Origin of the sequence: Pseudomonas sp. NPDC087803 (assembly GCF_044742995.1) — a bacterium.
GTDB lineage: Bacteria > Pseudomonadota > Gammaproteobacteria > Pseudomonadales > Pseudomonadaceae > Aquipseudomonas.
In genome coordinates this window covers 22,127-38,811 of record NZ_JBIUVO010000019.1, presented here as the reverse complement: position 1 = coordinate 38,811, position 16,685 = coordinate 22,127, and the positions used below count along the sequence as shown (strand labels likewise).

Annotated in this window: 16 protein-coding genes and 1 tRNA gene; 11 read left to right on the top strand and 6 right to left on the bottom strand. The window is 55.2% G+C overall.

The window, feature by feature from the left end:
- Positions 1–958 precede the first annotated feature (958 nt).
- Positions 959–1,252: a DUF3077 domain-containing protein gene (locus ACIOUG_RS13080; RefSeq protein WP_401066022.1), complete on the top strand. Its 294-nt coding sequence runs from the start codon at positions 959–961 to the stop codon at positions 1,250–1,252.
- 151 nt (positions 1,253–1,403) lie between these two features.
- Here ACIOUG_RS13080 and ACIOUG_RS13075 read toward each other — a convergent pair whose 3' ends face one another.
- The gene (locus ACIOUG_RS13075) at positions 1,404–1,577 is read right to left on the bottom strand and encodes a hypothetical protein (RefSeq protein ID WP_401066020.1); all 174 of its coding nucleotides are present in this window, start codon (positions 1,575–1,577) and stop codon (positions 1,404–1,406) included.
- 103 nt (positions 1,578–1,680) lie between these two features.
- Positions 1,681–2,055, bottom strand: a complete 375-nt coding sequence (locus ACIOUG_RS13070; protein ID WP_401066019.1) for a helix-turn-helix domain-containing protein — start codon at positions 2,053–2,055, stop codon at positions 1,681–1,683.
- A gap of 75 nt (positions 2,056–2,130) precedes the next feature.
- On the opposite strand from ACIOUG_RS13070, the gene ACIOUG_RS13065 reads away from it, so the two are divergent.
- The 7 genes from ACIOUG_RS13065 (at position 2,131) to ACIOUG_RS13035 (ending at position 8,968) form a co-directional block, all read left to right on the top strand.
- The gene (locus tag ACIOUG_RS13065; protein WP_401066110.1) at positions 2,131–2,337 is read left to right on the top strand and encodes a DNA-binding protein; all 207 of its coding nucleotides are present in this window, start codon (positions 2,131–2,133) and stop codon (positions 2,335–2,337) included.
- A 33-nt stretch (positions 2,338–2,370) separates the two neighbouring features.
- Entirely contained in the window at positions 2,371–2,661 is a 291-nt protein-coding gene (locus ACIOUG_RS13060; RefSeq protein ID WP_401066016.1) for an ogr/Delta-like zinc finger family protein, read from the top strand.
- Positions 2,658–2,882, top strand: a complete 225-nt coding sequence (locus ACIOUG_RS13055) for a hypothetical protein (protein ID WP_401066014.1) — start codon at positions 2,658–2,660, stop codon at positions 2,880–2,882. The genes ACIOUG_RS13060 and ACIOUG_RS13055 overlap by 4 nt, the downstream gene beginning before the upstream one ends.
- An 82-nt stretch (positions 2,883–2,964) precedes the next feature.
- The gene (locus ACIOUG_RS13050) at positions 2,965–3,204 is read left to right on the top strand and encodes a hypothetical protein (protein ID WP_401066011.1); all 240 of its coding nucleotides are present in this window, start codon (positions 2,965–2,967) and stop codon (positions 3,202–3,204) included.
- On the top strand, positions 3,201–5,924 hold the full coding sequence (locus tag ACIOUG_RS13045; RefSeq protein WP_401066009.1) for a bifunctional DNA primase/helicase: 2,724 nt from the start codon (positions 3,201–3,203) through the stop codon (positions 5,922–5,924). Before ACIOUG_RS13050 ends, ACIOUG_RS13045 begins: the two co-directional genes overlap by 4 nt.
- 437 nt (positions 5,925–6,361) lie before the next feature.
- Positions 6,362–7,543: an Arm DNA-binding domain-containing protein gene (locus tag ACIOUG_RS13040; protein WP_401066007.1), complete on the top strand. Its 1,182-nt coding sequence runs from the start codon at positions 6,362–6,364 to the stop codon at positions 7,541–7,543.
- Between the two features lie 150 nt (positions 7,544–7,693).
- The gene (locus ACIOUG_RS13035) at positions 7,694–8,968 is read left to right on the top strand and encodes an RES domain-containing protein (RefSeq protein ID WP_401066005.1); all 1,275 of its coding nucleotides are present in this window, start codon (positions 7,694–7,696) and stop codon (positions 8,966–8,968) included.
- 151 nt (positions 8,969–9,119) lie between these two features.
- On the opposite strand, the gene ACIOUG_RS13030 is transcribed toward ACIOUG_RS13035, so the two are convergent.
- A complete protein-coding gene (locus ACIOUG_RS13030) occupies positions 9,120–10,241 on the bottom strand; it encodes a DUF4238 domain-containing protein (RefSeq protein WP_401066002.1) in 1,122 nt (373 codons plus the stop codon).
- Positions 10,242–10,496: 255 nt separating this feature from the next.
- A tRNA-Ser gene (locus ACIOUG_RS13025) sits at positions 10,497–10,586 on the bottom strand.
- Positions 10,587–10,881: 295 nt separating this feature from the next.
- Between ACIOUG_RS13025 and ACIOUG_RS13020 the strand changes: the two genes are divergently transcribed.
- The 3 genes from ACIOUG_RS13020 to ACIOUG_RS13010 all read left to right on the top strand — a co-directional run bounded on the left by ACIOUG_RS13020 (position 10,882) and on the right by ACIOUG_RS13010 (position 13,618).
- Positions 10,882–11,571: a crotonase/enoyl-CoA hydratase family protein gene (locus tag ACIOUG_RS13020; RefSeq protein ID WP_401065999.1), complete on the top strand. Its 690-nt coding sequence runs from the start codon at positions 10,882–10,884 to the stop codon at positions 11,569–11,571.
- 217 nt (positions 11,572–11,788) lie between these two features.
- A complete protein-coding gene (locus ACIOUG_RS13015) occupies positions 11,789–12,511 on the top strand; it encodes a 1-acylglycerol-3-phosphate O-acyltransferase (protein WP_401065996.1) in 723 nt (240 codons plus the stop codon).
- Between the two features lie 135 nt (positions 12,512–12,646).
- Positions 12,647–13,618, top strand: a complete 972-nt coding sequence (locus tag ACIOUG_RS13010; protein WP_027613314.1) for a magnesium and cobalt transport protein CorA — start codon at positions 12,647–12,649, stop codon at positions 13,616–13,618.
- Positions 13,619–13,716: 98 nt separating this feature from the next.
- On the opposite strand, the gene ACIOUG_RS13005 is transcribed toward ACIOUG_RS13010, so the two are convergent.
- The gene (locus ACIOUG_RS13005) at positions 13,717–14,439 is read right to left on the bottom strand and encodes an amidotransferase (RefSeq protein ID WP_401065993.1); all 723 of its coding nucleotides are present in this window, start codon (positions 14,437–14,439) and stop codon (positions 13,717–13,719) included.
- 95 nt (positions 14,440–14,534) lie between these two features.
- Positions 14,535–16,679, bottom strand: a complete 2,145-nt coding sequence (locus ACIOUG_RS13000; protein ID WP_401065990.1) for a 3-hydroxyacyl-CoA dehydrogenase NAD-binding domain-containing protein — start codon at positions 16,677–16,679, stop codon at positions 14,535–14,537.
- Between the last annotated feature and the right edge of the window lie 6 nt (positions 16,680–16,685).

Genomic DNA, 16,685 nt, shown 5'->3' with positions numbered 1-16,685 from the left:
CGAATTTTTGTAAACTGTTATTTATGACAACATTACTCATCAGAAATATACAATCGAAACCGCTCACTAGCGACGCCGCATTGACCTACAAAGACATGCAGATTTGAGTTGCAATGACAGTTGAAGGTTACTAAGATGCGATCACGCCAGTGTATCCACGTGAGACACTAAGAGCCTCAGCCGCAAGCTGAAGCTCAAAAAAACCGCCCTGCAAAGGCGGTTTTTTTTCGTCTGTCGTTTTAGCAAATCATCGCCCATAACTTCATACGCTTTACCCTTGATGGGGTAAAAATAACGTTGCATGGATAGGTAACGCTCAATACCATGACCTCCACGCCAGTGCTTCCGGTGAGACGCACTAAGCCTCAGCCGCAATCTGAGGCTTGCTGGAAAAACCGCCCCGCAAAGGCGGTTTTTTTTCGCCTGCCGTTTGAGCATCACTCCTGACAGTCGCTTTCCTAAACCTGCCCGTTATCCCCTTCATCGAGCCTACAGCAGCGCTAGTCATCAAATATTGGGTGGCTTCAGGTCGCAGTTGTAGGCAAAATCTGCGCGTTGCGTAAGGAAGTACGCAAATCGCGTTTTTCAGCCAGCATCGCCTTGTTGGCCTTTCTTTCGGCGGGATATTCTCAGGACGTCACTGCACATTCAGTGATCGGGCTTGGAAACCCGTCGAGTCACGCAACAGCGCCCTTTACAAGCGCCAGCGTATTTTTACGTTCGGAAGTTTGTTGTTTATGGCGGCTGTGCGTGGGACGCCTTCGGGCGTGCCGGTCTCCTTGACTCCCGGTTTCCAACCTACGCATAGCTGCCACCCACTCGCTTGGAAACGAACGTGGCAGCTCCTCATGTCAAGGAGTTAGACCATGCAAACCGATTACCCGCTTGAAAACCGGACCCACCCTTATAGATACCTTTCAGTCTTCTGTCTGATCCCCTCCGCCAGTGGAGGTGACCAATGATCGAAGAAGTCGAAGAAAAAACCATCGGCCGCACCCACTTCATTTATTGCGGTGAAATCCCGCTGTTCCAGATCAGCGCCGGCGTCCCTGTCAAAGAGGCGCTGGAACAGGCATCTGATCTATTGAGCCTGGCTAAAGCGCTCGCCGAAGACGCTGCCTTCATGAAAGAAACCGACCGATACGCCTGGGCTTCGCATTTTCTGACGGAGATGGGCAAGGCGGTGATCGATGATGTGGTGAAAGCCGTTTCTCCCCGACCCAAGAGAGTGATCCTTAAAGCTGCAACCTAGCGGCTACGGCACTCTGCATTTTGGGGATTCTGGGGTGGCTGGGCGTACTGAGTGTGGGCGCCCGCCACCATTTGCCTGACAAAAAACCCGACGCTGGGCCGGGTTCCTTTTTGATTATGCATTTCAATTGAATCGTTTACTTGATTGTCGGTTATGCCTGCGCGCCTGCACTCGTCAGCACGTCTACAAAGTGCTGGATGTACTCGCGATCTTGGTCAGACAACGCTCTGTAACGTGTAAGAAGATTCCGCTCTTCTTGATTTAACTCGGACATTTCGCTGTTCGGCTTTTCCATGCGGACGTTCTTTTTTTCATCTTGATCCAAATGCCCACTACTCCATTAAGTGCATTGCGGGCGCCACGTTACTCAGGAGCGCGGAAGATCAAAACTGAAATCCAACGTAACGAATGTTCTAAATCTCGACGAGTTATTTCCTGGCGCTGGAAAGTTGGGTTACTTCGGCCATCGCGCCGACGATGCGATGCACAGCTTTTTGGTCATAGTCTGACAGGCTACGGAACTGCTGGATCAGTTGGTTTTCGGCAGGATCCAGCGCGCCGGCATGCTGTGGCATACGCCCGCCCGTCAAGACATAGAACACGTCCACGCCGGCCTTGGCCACGGCTGTGAGGTAGGCGGAATCGGGATTTCGCTCACCTTTTTCATAGCTGCCCTGGGTGTTGCGGGTGATGCCGCCCTGCTGTGCAAAGGCATCCTGGTTGAGCCCTAAGCGCGTCCTTTCTTCGCGCAAACGCTCACCCACTCCAACGTCCAACTCTTCATCAGATGCACAACTTTTCAAGCTTCCACCCTTTACAGGCCCAACTCTTTGGGCATAATGACGCCTAATCAACACGGATGCACACGAATGGACACTATGCCCGCCCCACTCACACCCGAGCAAGCCCGAGCAGCGCTGGATCGACAGGGCGTCAGCCTTGCCGAGTTCTGCCGCCGGCATGATCTCAACAGCAATTTGGTGAGCGACTTGCTCAACGGCCGAAAGAAAGGACGTCGCGGCAAAGCTCACCAAGCCGCTGTTTTGTTGGGTATCAAGGAAGGCACGATCAGCACAGGGATCTGAGATTACCGTTCATTTAACGCAAGGATGCCGCTATTGAGCACTTACAAACTTGTTTGCCCCCACTGCCAATCTCGAATGCGAATACGCACGAGCGAAGGCACTCACATTTTTCTTCGCGTCGCCTATTTGCAGTGCCTGAATGAAGCCTGCGGCTGGTCGGTTCGGGCGCAGTTCGAAATGACGCATGAGATGAGCCCCAGCGGCATGGCGAATCCTGAAGTACGACTCCCTTTGGCGGATGCTGCATTGCGACGGTCGGCCATGAAGCCAGTCGATGCTCAGTTGGTGCAGATTCCGATCCAGGGACTGGAGGCCAAACAATGAAAACTACCCACATCACCCCGGACTACCGCACCTGCATGCAGGATGCCGCGCACGCTTATTTGTTGCGCCATCGAGCGGAGTACCTGGTCGACTCTGATCAACTGTTCAGCAGCGCCGAACGTCATTTGATTGTGGCGCTGGAAGTGCCGGCCAGCCTTGCGGCGAAACTGGTACATCTGGCGTGGACTGACATCCGGCAAGTCGAATCACTTTCCGCGTAACACCCCCTCACGCCCATTTCCGTTTCTGGCATCCCCGCATCGCGGGGTGATGGGCATGCCATGCCTGAAAATCGAGGTTTCAATGGAAGACACTATTTGCGTCACCCTCACACTGACCCGGATTGAAGCGTGCCGCTTGCTGGATAACGCACGCGTGCTGCAGGTCGCCCAATTTAAAAAGCACTGGGATGAGGAACGATTCAGCTCTATTCCTATTACCGAGCGACGCGCAGCCTTGTATGCGGCGATACCTGCGATGTCGGCGCAAGCGCAGTTGATTACGGTCTTGTCCTGCGGCATTTGGGCGAAGAATCGTCGGTGAACACCTTCACCAGCGCGCTGCATGCCGATGTGTTGCAGCGCCTCGCTGATGACTACGGGCTCAAGCGTCGCTTGAGCACCGACTATCTGCGAGGCGGCAAATGTCCGGCTTGCGGTCAAAAGGAGTTGTACGCCCGCTACTCCGAGCCGTGGCTGATCATTTGTGGTCGCGAGAGCAAGTGCGCTCAGCGCTGGCACCTCAAGGAGATTTACGAGGACCTGTTCAATGATTGGAGCAAGCGGGCACCCTCCTCTGAGCAATTTCCATCGGCGACGGCACGGGCCTACCTTGAGTTTGCCCGGGGCTTTCGTCACGAAGTTATTCAGGGCTGGTACACGCAGGAAACCTATTTTTCTGAGGACTTGAATGCCGGTACCGCAACGGTGCGCTTCGCGCTGGAAAAAGGTGGCTACTGGGAACGCCTGATCGACCGGCCGCACCGGTTCGGCAAGATGAAGGCGCGATTCAAGCCCGGCGACAGCCCGCGTGGGTGCTGGTGGTGCCCGCCGTGTGTCGAACTGCTGGACGTCAAAGAGCTGTGGGTTGTCGAGGGTATCTTCGATGCCATTGCCCTAGTGCATAACGGCATTGCTGCGGTGTCGGCGATGTCGTCGGCCTTCTTCCCTGAAGAGTCTCTGAAAGAGCTGGCTCGGCAGCGCGGCGGCAAATTGCCCAAGCTCGTTTGGGCACTGGACAACGAACCCGGCGCGCATAAATACACTAAGCGCTGGGTGCGTCAGGCTCGCGTCCTGGGCTACGAGTGCGAAGCAGCGCAGATCCCGCAATCGGACAGCCGCAAGGTCGATTGGAACGATCTGCATCAACGCTGGGCATTTATCGATGACGAGAGCGAGCGCGCCGAGCAGATCGAAAAGGACCTGGCCACCGCTCGCTATCACGGCTCCTTGCTGATCGCCGAAAGCGCGTCTGAGAAAGGCGTGCTGATGTACGAATGGCGCGAGCGCCACGAGTTTCACTTCGGCTTCGACAGCCGACTCTACTGGTTCAAGATGGATCTGGAGAAATTCAACAAGGCCATGCAGGCGCTGGAGTCCTCCGAGCGCCACGAAGACCAGTTGCTCAACGAAAAGCAGCGCCGCGAAAAGGCCCTGCGCCAATGCGGTGGTGTGTTGGAAATCGCCAACTGCTACCCACAGGCGCTGTACTTCCAGCGCAACGAAGTCACCGACGAATCCTGGTACTACTTCCGCGTCGACTTCCCGCACGACAGCGGCAGCGTCAAGAACACTTTCACCGGTGGCCAGGTCGCCGCCGCCAGCGAGTTCAAGAAACGTCTGCTCAGCATGGCCGCCGGCGCCGTCTTTACGGGTAGCGGCCAGCAGCTCGACAAGATCATGAAGGATCAGCTGTTCGGCCTAAAAACCGTCGAGACCATCGATTTCATCGGCTATAGCAAACTGCACAGTTGCTACGTGTTCGGCGACTTGGCCGTTCGTGGTGGCATCGTCAGCGCGGTGAACAAGGAGGACTTTTTCGAGTTCGGCAAGCTGCGACTGAAGACGCTGCAGAAGTCGATCGCCATGCACATCCAGCGCGACAGCAAGCAATATCGCACCGACTGGTTACCCATGCTGTGGCTGTGCTTTGGCGCTAAAGGCATTGTCGCACTGGCGTTTTGGTTTGGCTCGCTGTTCGCCGAGCAGATCCGCGCGCAGTACAAGTCCTTTCCGTTCCTTGAAGTCACCGGTGAAGCCGGCGCCGGCAAGACCACGCTGCTCACTTTCCTGTGGAAACTGCTGGGCCGTGAGCATGAAGGTTTTGATCCGTCGAAATCGACCCGCGCCGGCCGTCAGCGCGCCATGGGCCAGGTCTCGAACATGCCTGTCGTGCTGATCGAAGGCGACCGCAACGAGCCGGACAAGGCGCACGCCAAGGGTTTTGACTGGGACGAGCTGAAGGACTTCTACGGCGGAGGCACGCTCGGCACAAAGGGCATGAAGACCAGCGGCAACGAGACCTATGAACCGCCGTTCCGGGGCGCGATTGCGATCAGCCAGAACGCCGATGTCAGCGCGTCCGAAGCGATCCTGACCCGGATTATCAAATCGCACTTTGCTCGTCCGGAAGTCACCACCGAAAGCCGTGCAGCGGCTGACAACCTAAACCTGATCCCGGTTGAACAGTTGAGCCACTTCCTGCTGCTCGCCGTTCGTGCCGAAGCCCAGGTGATGGCCAAGTTCTCCGAACGCGTGCTCGTCCATGAGCAGCAACTGCGCAAGCTCAAAGAAATCTGCGTGGAACGGATCATCAAGAACCACAGCCAGCTGATGGCCTTGGTCGATTGCCTGCGGCTGGTTTGCCCGCTCGACGACAACCACGTCGCCACGACACATCAGGCACTGATGGTCATGGCGCTGGAGCGACAAGCCGCGATCAGTGCCGACCACCCGCTGGTTGCCGAGTTTTGGGAAGTCTACGAATACCTCGAAAGCCTCGGCGAAGGCCCGCAGGTCAACCACAGCACCGACTCGAAACTTATCGCGATCAACCTCAACGAGTTCGCCGAAAAGGCCAGCGAGCATCGGCAGAACCTCGCCGACCTCAAGACCTTGCGCGGGCTGCTGGTGAACAGCCGTAGCCGTAAATGGGTGGAGACCAACAAGGCGGTTTACAGCGCGGTGCGTGCGTCGCAGGCCGTCATGAACGGCACGCCGAAAAGAAGCACCACGGTGCGCTGCTGGATTTTTCAGCAGGCGTAACGACCTGCAATTAAGGGATCACCCGGCGCCGTAGTGCCGGGATGTGTAAAGGAGAAACACGATGCAGATAGAGGTTTTAGAGCCCTTGGATGTGCCCTGCTCTGTTGGGCGAAATTTCAGCTTACACGTCGGGCGTTTCGGCTTTGGTCGGGGGACGTTATGAAGAAAAGGAAAGCTTTCCCCTGGTGTATGGATTTGAACGGGGTTTGCGACCAATGCGGGAGGTCGCGGGCGCATGGGAATCATCGCAAATGCAGCAAGGCGCGACAGGTGGCTGCGGATCGGCTTCGAGTTGAGGAGGCTCGGAGCGGGGTTCCTCATGGACGGAAAAGAAGTGCTGGGTTGTTTTGGTTGTTGAGGCAGGAGTGAGGTAGCAACGGCAGTGGAAGGCTCAGGACTAGGCCTTTCCCTTTTCCAACACAGCACAGGAGGTGCATATGGCAGACGGTGTAGAGGCTCGCGGGAACTCAGTGCGGGTGTACTTTCGCTTCAATGGCGAGTTGTGCCGGGAGCGCATCCCCGGCGGCAATACTGCGGCCAACCGGGAGCACGCGGCGCGCCTGGTGAACATCATCGAATACGAAATCCAGGCCGGTACTTTCGATTACAGCCGGCACTTCCCCAACTCGGGCAAGCTGGCTGAGAACACATTCGGCCACTACCTGGATCTCTGGCTGAAGATCAAAAGCAACAGCGTTGCTGCGACCTCCTATCGAGGGTACGCCAACAAGGCCGAGGTACATGTCCGGCCGCGCTGGGGTAAATCGCAGATCGACCAGATCGATCACTTGGACTTGCAGGAGTGGATCCAGGACACGCTGTCGAAGCGACTCAAGAACAAGACTATTCGAGACATCATCTGCAACGTGAGACAGGTGTTTCGACTGTATCGCACTCGTAAAAAGGTTGCGCACGATCCTACGGAGGGTTTGTTCGTGAGGTTGCCTGATCCAGAGGCGCCGGATCCGTTCACTAGGGCCGAGATTAAGCTGATCCTCGAAACGCCCACGAAGCGGATTCAGGAGGTGCTGATGGTGCAATTTATGATTTGGGCAGGGCCTCGGGTTTCGGAGACGATTGCGCTGGCTTGGGAGGATGTCGATCTGGAGCAAGGAACGGTGACGTTTCGGCGGTCGAAGGTGCGCGGTGCCTATCGAGTGACTAAGACACGGCGGTCGACGCGGAAGGTGCGGTTACTAGCACCGGCGTGGGATGCGTTGCGCGGGATTGACGCGATCAACCCAGCCAAGAAGGCGGAGACAGTCGAAATTGTTGAACGGGATAACAAGACTGTTCGTAAGCACACGCTGCGATTTGTGTTTCTGAACAGTAAAAGCGGGTTGCCGCATGTGAGCGATTTTGTGGTGCGGGATCGGTTTTTTAAGGCGCACTTGCTTGTGGCTGGGGTGCGGTATAGGGGGCCTGGGCAGTGTCGGCATACGTATGCGAGTCAGTTACTGACGACGGGGGTGGCTTCGATTGATTGGATTGCGGAGCAGATGGGGCATACCAACAGCAATATGATTCGGCAGCATTATGGGACTTGGATTAATGAGGACGGGCCGGATGTTGTGGGGATGTTGGAAATTGCGTTGAATCTTTCAATCAGCTCCTGTTAATGCGAGAAAAAAACCAAATCTGACTCAAAAGGAAGAAAATCGGGAGCTGCATCATTTTTCATGACCGTCTTGACTCATGTCGCGACGAGTCCCCTTGTACAGAGAGAGATGGTGCTTTTACACTATTACTAAACACATCGAGATTACAGCATGATCTGTTCAGATTGCGTAACACCAGAGCCTCTGAAAACATTGATTATTGAACGCGGCCAACCAGCCATTTGCGAATACTGCGAGAATGAAGCCATAGCATATGAAACGAAACTGCTTTTTGAGTATGTATATGATCGAATAAGAGAGAATTTCGCTTCAGAAGATGACTTGTCTAGTTTTGAGCATGGCATGCTTTACGAGGGAGGGTCTGATGAAATCCCCGTTCAAACAATAGACATTGTATTATCGGAATGGCTTGAACTGGGAGAAGAAGTCTATTTCGATGACATCTGGAGCGGCGTACCATCGGAGTTCAACATCAATAAAAACGGCCAAACAACGCACTTCTATATCGACGACGGCCTATTGGAACGAAACATCTACGAAGATCGATGGACAAAATTCATTGAAGACATAAAACATGCACATCGCTTCTTCAACCCTATTGCCCGTGATTTTCTCGACTCAGTGTTCTCATCACTTTCGACGAAAGAACAAAAAATTAACGAAAACTTTCTTCGAACAATAAATAAAGGTGAAATGCTATTTCGAGCTAGAAATGGTGGAAACTATAAAGAAACAAAAAAAATATGGGACGACCTCACTAACGAATTTGGGCCATCACCCAAAAACAAAGCTGGTAGCCAGCGCATGACCCCAAATGGAATATCAGCGCTATATTGTGCATTGGATCGCGCGACGTGCTTGAGTGAAATTAGATCAATCACGGGGGATAATGTAGTCAGCATTGCATTGACCCCAACGACCCAACTTCATCTACTTGACTTGACCAAGCTGACCAAAATAGAACCACCAAAACTCACATTTCTCGATATAGGTTATCTTGATTCATTACACTTGAAAACCTTCATCAACTCTTTGGTTAGCAAAATGTCTAAGCCCAAGGGACGAAATGATGAGCTCAGCTATATATCCACCCAAGTTGTGTTCGAATATTTACGCCTCCGCTTTGGGTTGCAGGTGGACGGCCTTGTATTCCCGTCTGTTCAAACAGGAAGCATCGGAACAAATGTGGTTCTTTTTCCAGAAGCCAGCGTTCTGAGCAAGATCATTATAGAAAAAAATGAATCGAACCCAGCCTATAAATTCGAACCGAAGGCTAAACTAGCTGTGATTGCAGACTCTGTTAGATTCCACAAAATTACAGCTATTGAAACAAAGGCTACGCAGTATGACGAAATCCATGGGTTATTTATGAGCGAGCTTGAGCGCAAAAGAATGGGCTCAATACTCTGGCAATCCGAGGAATAACTCATAAATGACTGTCTCACACCTCAAAAATTAGTCAACAAAAGGTGTGAGACCACCTAAAGTAAAACTCTTCACGCTTTAGAAGCACTCCCCCCTCAGAACTATACTAAAAAAGAGATCACTAAATTATTAATTAAAATATACAGCCTTGCTAAGCCCTCCTCGACGCCTCCCTTGCCAATATACGATTAAGAGTTAACCTTAGCTCTTCGACTTCGAGCTTTCTCTTTTCGTACTCAGCTCTAGTCACTGGCTTCCGTCCGAACTCGTCATGAAAATGAATCTCTCCATTTTCATAGCCAACAAATGTTTTACCACCAAATTTATGTAACTTGTCTTTTGACGGCATAAGAAAATGCCCCAACTTACTCCAAAGTGTCATTTTCATCGATCTCTCCGGAAAAAGATCTTCCTCAGACTGTCCGGCGATGTACCGGTGAGCGCGTACTTTTATTAAATAATTCACTTCAAGAACCTGTGAGACAGTGAGCTCTCTTGTGCGAATACAGTTATCAAAGCGAATTACAGTATCATCAAACAGACGCGGATTCGTTCTAGGAATCCTGGCGCGACGCTCACCCTGTTTTTGAGACCACTCAAGATGAGTGAGGACAAACAAATGGTTCCTGTCCATCGGGAAAATTGTTTGAGTTCCCATCCATGCTTGAGGAGGATCCAGTCCAGGTCGGAGATGTTTATCATGAGGAAAAACAAACCGATTGAAAAAAGTTACTGGATGATCAGAGAAAATAAACTTCGGCCCGCCCAAAGGGGCATTGACTATTTCAAGTACTCCTTCGGCCCACATTAAGCAGTGCATCCTCCTCCATAATTGCATTTGGTGGAGTAACAAACTATGGTCATGAATACCACTGCGCCCCCACAACAACATCCCTTTGGGAGTTCGAAGCCGAAGGGCATCCATAAATTCAAATACAGCGCCGTATGTTTTTGAAACTGTTTGCCAGTCCTCATGTAGATAAGCCTGTATAGCAATTTTTCCTTGCTCATCCAACGGCCCGAATAAAAGACGCTCAATATCGTCGTTTGGCTCACCAAATACTTGTGTCGTATACAGATCGCTTTCGAAGAACCATGCATCTGCGCCTTTGTCCAAGATAGATCGGCCACGCCCGCGAACTTTTCCAGTTTTGTCTCTGTAAATAAAGGGGTGGAGGTCTAGAATTTTGAATGAAGTCTGACCTTCATTTAGAAAGCCCTTCTGATACCACTGTGGGACATAGTGATGTCGAAATGACTGCTGCTTTGCCATGGTGTCATCCTTCTTGGGGTGACTAGATGGTAAATTCCATCGAACCGATGGGCAGCTGTACCGATAGCACAGTGCAAGACGGGCTGTTCCATCCCTACCTAAGCAATACTTAAGTGGATCATAGGAAAGCTTGCAACCGCCTCACGTCTACAATCGTGATTCCCATAACGTTCCCATATCACCATTTTCCAGACACCAAAAACCACAAACCCCCGACTTTCTCTAGGAAAATCAGGGGTTTGTGTTTACTGAATGTGGCGGTGAAGGAGAGATTCGAACTCTCGATACAGTTTCCTGTATACACACTTTCCAGGCGTGCTCCTTAAGCCACTCGGACACTTCACCGTATCTCTTCAAACATGTTCTGTCTGTCGAGGCGCGCTAATGTAGTCGAAAGCTTTTCTGATGGCAAACTTTTTTTCAGAATTTTCATGCGGTTAAGACAGAAAGGCGTTTCGCCCCGCCTTGGGCCATGGCAAACCGGCCAATCTCTGGTGACGGCTACCCTTCTATATAGAAGCAGAACGGCGTGCTACGCCGGGCGCGGCCGGAAACGGTGACCGGCGAGTCAGTCACGGCGCTTTACCTGGCCTACGGCGGTGGGTAACGTCTGCCCATCTTTCTTACAAGGAATAGCGTCATGAGTGAGTTGATTGCCTACCACCTCGAAGACGGTATCGCGACCCTGACCTTGAACAACGGCAAGGTCAATGCCATTTCCCCGGACGTGATTGCGGCGTTCAACGCGGCGCTGGATCAGGCGAAGACTGATCGTGCCATCGTGATCATTACCGGTCAGCCGGGGATTCTGTCGGGCGGCTATGACTTGAAGGTGATGACCGCCGGCCCTAAAGAAGCCGTGGCACTGGTGACTGCGGGTTCGACCCTCGCCCGTCGTCTGCTCTCCCACCCATTCCCGGTGATCGTCGCCTGCCCTGGCCACGCCGTGGCCAAAGGCGCATTCCTGTTGCTGTCCGCCGACTACCGCATCGGCGTCGACGGCCCGTTCAGCATCGGCCTGAACGAAGTGCAGATTGGCATGACCATGCACCACGCCGGCATCGAACTGGCGCGTGATCGTCTGCGTCGTTCGGCGTTTCACCGTTCGGTGATCAACGGCGAGATGTTTGATCCGAAAAGTGCGGTGGATGCCGGCTTCCTCGACAAGGTGGTGGCTGCCGAAGAGCTGCACGGCGCAGCCCTGGCAGCGGCGCGTCAGTTGAAGAAGATCAACATGAACGCGCACAAGAACACCAAGCTCAAAGTGCGCAAGGCGCTGCTCGAAGCCCTCGACAACGCGATCATCCAGGATCAGGAACATCTCGGCTGATCTTGCGCTTTCCGAGCCAGAGAAAAGCCCGACCGTCGTGTCGGGCTTTTTCTTGCGCATACGGTTGATCGAGCGTCGACAGCTCTAGGCTGCGTCTGACGAACAACTCGGAAACATGCGCTTAAACATCGCCTATCTCCGGACTCTATAGCAGCAATTGCCGAAAACAGTGCACATCCGTACACTGCGCCACCTTTTGTCCCGGTGGGGCCTGAAAATGCTGTTTGTGTTTCGTATGTTATTGATGGGCCTGCACTTTATTCTGGCCGGCGTGCTGGGTGTGATCCTCGGGCTGTGCCGGCCGTTCAACCCGGACAATAGCCGACTGTGCGCCCGCCTCTACGCGCTGCCGGCCATGTGCATTCTGCGCTTGCGGGTGAAAGCCGATGTCGGCCCGTTGATGAACAAGCCCGACAGCTGTGTGATCGTCGCCAACCATCAGTCCAACTATGACCTGTTCGTGTTCGGCAACGTGGTGCCACGCCGCACCGTTTGCATCGGCAAAAAGAGCCTGAAATGGATACCGCTGTTCGGGCAATTGTTCTGGCTGGCCGGCAACGTGTTGATTGATCGTGGGAACGCGCACAAGGCGCGCCAGTCGATGCTCACCACCACCCACACCTTGCAGCACGAAGACACGTCGATCTGGGTATTCCCGGAAGGCACGCGCAACCTTGGCGAAGAACTGCTGCCGTTCAAGAAAGGCGCGTTCCAGATGGCGATCGCCGCTGGGGTGCCGATCGTGCCGGTATGCGTCAGCAGCTACATCAAGCACATGCGCCTGAATCGCTGGCGCAGCGGGAAAATTCTCATACGCTCGCTGCCGGCTATCCCTACAGCCGGGCTGACCATGGATGACATGCCCATGCTCATGTCCCAGTGCCGCGAGCAGATGCGCGAATGCATCGCCGCGATGGATCAGCAGCTGCAGGCTGCGTGAAAAAACAAACCCGCCTTGTGCGGGTTTTGTTTTGCCGGGTGAACTGTACAGATTTCACTGACTCTCAAGCAGCGACACGGCTAAGCTGAAGCCTTGTATTCCCTGCCATCTGCCAAGAAGAAGTGAACCACCACCATGGGTCGAGTTGTTGCTGCTGCGGTTTACAGCGCTGGTAAGAAAGTCACCAATATTACCCTCGATGAGGGCGCCGCCTGGGCTGCGAAAACCGGGCACTTTGTCTGGATCGGCCTGGAGGAGCCGGACGCTCAGGAGCTGGCCAATCTGCAACGCCAGTTCAACCTGCACGAACTGGCCATCGAAGACGCTCTGGAAAAACACAGCCGGCCGAAGCTGGAAACCTTTGGTGACGCCTTGTTTATCGTCACCTACTCGCCGATTCGCGAACATGGGATCTTGCAGTTCATCGAAACGCACATCTTCGCTGGCAAGGGTTACATCATCACCGCCCGCAACGGTCACTCGGCGTCCTACGCGCATGTCCGTCAACGCTGTGAGGCGCGACCGCTGTTGCTGGAGCACGGGGAAGATTTCGTCCTGTATGCACTGCTGGATTTCGTCATCGAAAACTATCAGCCGGTGGGCGAAGCGATCCATGCCGAGATCGATGAGCTGGAGCGCAACGTACTGTGCAGTGCGTTGAATGAGCACGACATTCAAAAACTCCACGGCCTGCGTCGGGACGTATTGCGCCTGCGCCGTTATGCGGCGCCGATGGTGGAGATCGGCGAGGAACTGCAGAAATTGAGCTTCCCGTTCATCGACAAGAACATGCGTCCGTACTTCCGCGATGTGCAGATCCATGTCACGCGGCAGATGGAGGACCTGACCACTCTGGCCGACATCGCCAGCCAGACCATCGAAATCGGCGTGCTGCTGGAGGCCTCACGGCAAAGCGTGGTGCAGCGCAAGTTTGCCGCCTGGGCGGCGATTCTGGCGTTCCCGACGGCGGTGGCGGGGATTTACGGGATGAACTTCCAGAACATGCCGGAGCTGAGTTGGCATTACGGCTATTTCGCCGTGCTGGGGTTTATTACGGTGGGGTGTGTGAGTTTGTGGGCGAGTTTCAAGAGGTCGGGTTGGTTGTAGGGAAGCAAAATCAAAAGCAAAGATCGCAGCCTGCGGCAGCTCCTACAGATGACATTCCCTGTAGGAGCTGCCGCAGGCTGCGATCTTTTGATCTGCTATCAAGCCGCTTCCGGCTTGTGCGCCACAAAGCGCATCATCCACTCCGCCACCGTGGTGCCATGGTGCTCCTGCTCCAGGCTGGCGACGCCCTTCGAGTAGATCTGCGAGCCCAGCGCGTCCTGACGCAGATCCAGCAGTGCCCGCGAATAGTCATGAATGAATTCCGGGTGGCCCTGGAAGCACAGCACCTGATCGTTGATGTGGTACGCGGCAAACGGGCAGAAATCGCTGGAGGCGATGACGGTGGCGTTTTCCGGTAGCGCAGTGACCTGATCCTGGTGACTGATCAGCAGCGTCAGCTCTTCACGCACCGGGCTCATCCACGGCGCCTTGGCCGCCAGTTTGTAGTTGTGGGTGCCAACGCCCCAGCCCTGAGTGGCACGCTCGCTCTTGCCGCCCAGCAGCAGCGCCAGCAATTGGTGGCCGAAGCACACGCCGAGCAGCTTGTCGCCGCGCTCGTAACGGGTCAGCAGGTATTGCTTGAGGGTCTGGATCCACGGGTCGGTGCCGAACGAATCGGCCTTGCTGCCGGTGACCAGGTACGCATCGAAGGTCTGATCGTCGCTGGGGTATTCGCCCTGCATCACGTTGTACACGGTGAACTCGGCGGCAATCGGTTGCTGCGAGAACAGGCGCTGGAACATCTGCCCGTAACCCTGATATTGATCGACCAGTTCCGGACGCAGGATGTCGGTTTCCAGAATGCAGATGCGTAGCGACATAAAAAATACCTGACACGTGATGGGAATAATGAACACCCCAGAGCCTGCCTTGAAACACCCCGGCAAGGCAAGCCCCGCAGCGTTCACCCGATCACTTAAAACAGCTCGCCTTTTGCCGCTTTGTCCAGCAGCAAAGCCGGTGGCGCAAAGCGCTCACCGTACTGCTCAGCCAGGTACTGCGCACGAGCGACGAAGTCCTGCACGCCGTACTGATTGATGAACTGCAGCGCACCGCCGGTCCACGGCGCAAACCCGATGCCGAAGATCGAGCCGACGTTGGCATCCGCCGTCGAAGTCAGCACGCCCTCCTCCACACAGCGCACGGTTTCCAGGGCCTGCACGAACAGCAGACGGTCACGCACATCCTTCGGCGAAATCTGTCCATCGGCCTTTTCGAAGCGCGTCTTCAACTCTGGCCACAGATGTTTCTGAGCTCCGGCTGGGTAGTCGTAGAATCCGCCGCCAGCGGCCTTGCCCGGACGCTTGTATTCATTGAGCAGCAAGTCAATCACGGCGAAGGCCGGGTGTTCTATCAGCGGTTTCCCTTCCGCTTGCAGGTCTTTGGCCGTCTGTTGACGGATATGGCTCATCAGGCTGAGGGAAACTTCATCGGAGATCGCCAGCGGCCCGACCGGCATCCCGGCCTTGCGCGCTTCGGTCTCGATCATCGGTGCACTCACGCCCTCGCCGAGCATGGCGATACCTTCGTTGGTGAAGGTGCCGAACACCCGCGAGGTAAAGAAGCCGCGACTGTCGTTGACCACGATCGGGGTTTTCTTGATCTGCAGGACGAAATCGAAACCCCGCGCCAGGGTTTCTGCGCTGGTTTGCGCGCCTTTGATGATTTCCACCAGCGGCATTTTGTCCACCGGGCTGAAGAAATGCAGGCCGATGAATTTGCTTTGATCCGGCACCGCGGTCGCCAGTCCGCTGATCGGCAGGGTCGACGTGTTGGAGGCGATTACTGCATCAGCGCCGACAACCTTTTGCGCTGCCGACGAGACTTTGGCCTTCAGTTCACGATCCTCGAACACCGCCTCGATGATCAGGTCACAACCCGCCAGATCCGCATCCTCTTCAGTGGCGTGAATTCGCGCCAGCACCGCCTCACGCTTCGAAGCATCCATCTGCCCACGGGCGACTTTCTTGTCGAGCAGCGCCGCCGAATGGGCCTTGCCCTTCTCGGCCGCGGCCAAGTTGATGTCCTTGAGCACCACGTCGATACCGGCCGATGCACTGACGAAGGCGATCCCGGCGCCCATCATGCCCGCCCCAAGCACACCGACCTTGCGCGTCACGTAAGGCGCAAAGCCCTGCGGCCGCGAGCCACCGGCGTTGATCTCGTTGAGCTGGAACCAGAAGGTGCCGATCAGGTTTTTCGAGATTTGCCCGGTGGTCAGTTCGGTGAAGTAACGGGTTTCGATCAGGTGCGCGGTGTCAAAATCGACCTGCGCACCCTCCACCGCCGCACAGAGGATTTTCTCCGGCGCGGGCAGCGTGCCCTGGGTTTTGCTGCGCAGGATCGACGGCGCAATCGCCAGCATCTGCGCGACCTTCGGGTTCGACGGTGTGCCGCCGGGGATCTGATAGCCCTTCACGTCCCAACGCTGCACCGCGCTCGGGTTGGCGCCAATCCAGGCGCGCGCCTTGGCCAGCATCTCGTCACGATCCGCCGCCAGCTCATCAATCAGACCGGCCTGCAACGCCTGCTGCGGGCGCACCTTCTTGCCTTCGAGCAGGTACGGCAAGGCTTTTTCGATGCCGAGCATGCGCACCATACGCACCACCCCGCCGCCGCCCGGCAGCAGGCCCAGGGTCACTTCCGGCAGACCGAGTTGCACCGCCGCGTCGTCCAGTGCCACGCGATGATGGCAGGCCAGACAGATTTCCCAGCCACCGCCCAGCGCGGCGCCGTTGATCGCCGCGACCACCGGTTTGCCGAGGGTTTCCAAAGTGCGCAATTGCGCTTTGAGGCTCAGCACCATGTCATAAAAGGCTTTGGCTTCGGGTTTGCCGACCTTGATCAGCTCGTTGAGGTCGCCGCCGGCAAAGAAGGTTTTCTTCGCCGAGGTGATGATCACCCCGGCGATGCTGTCCTTTTCCGCCACCAGCCGCGCAACGCAGGCGCCCATGGCCTCGCGGTACACGGCGTTCATGGTGTTGGCGCTCTGGCCCGGCAGGTCGATGGTGAGGACGACGATGGCGTCCTGGCCTTTTTCGTAACGAATGGCTTCGCTCATAACAAG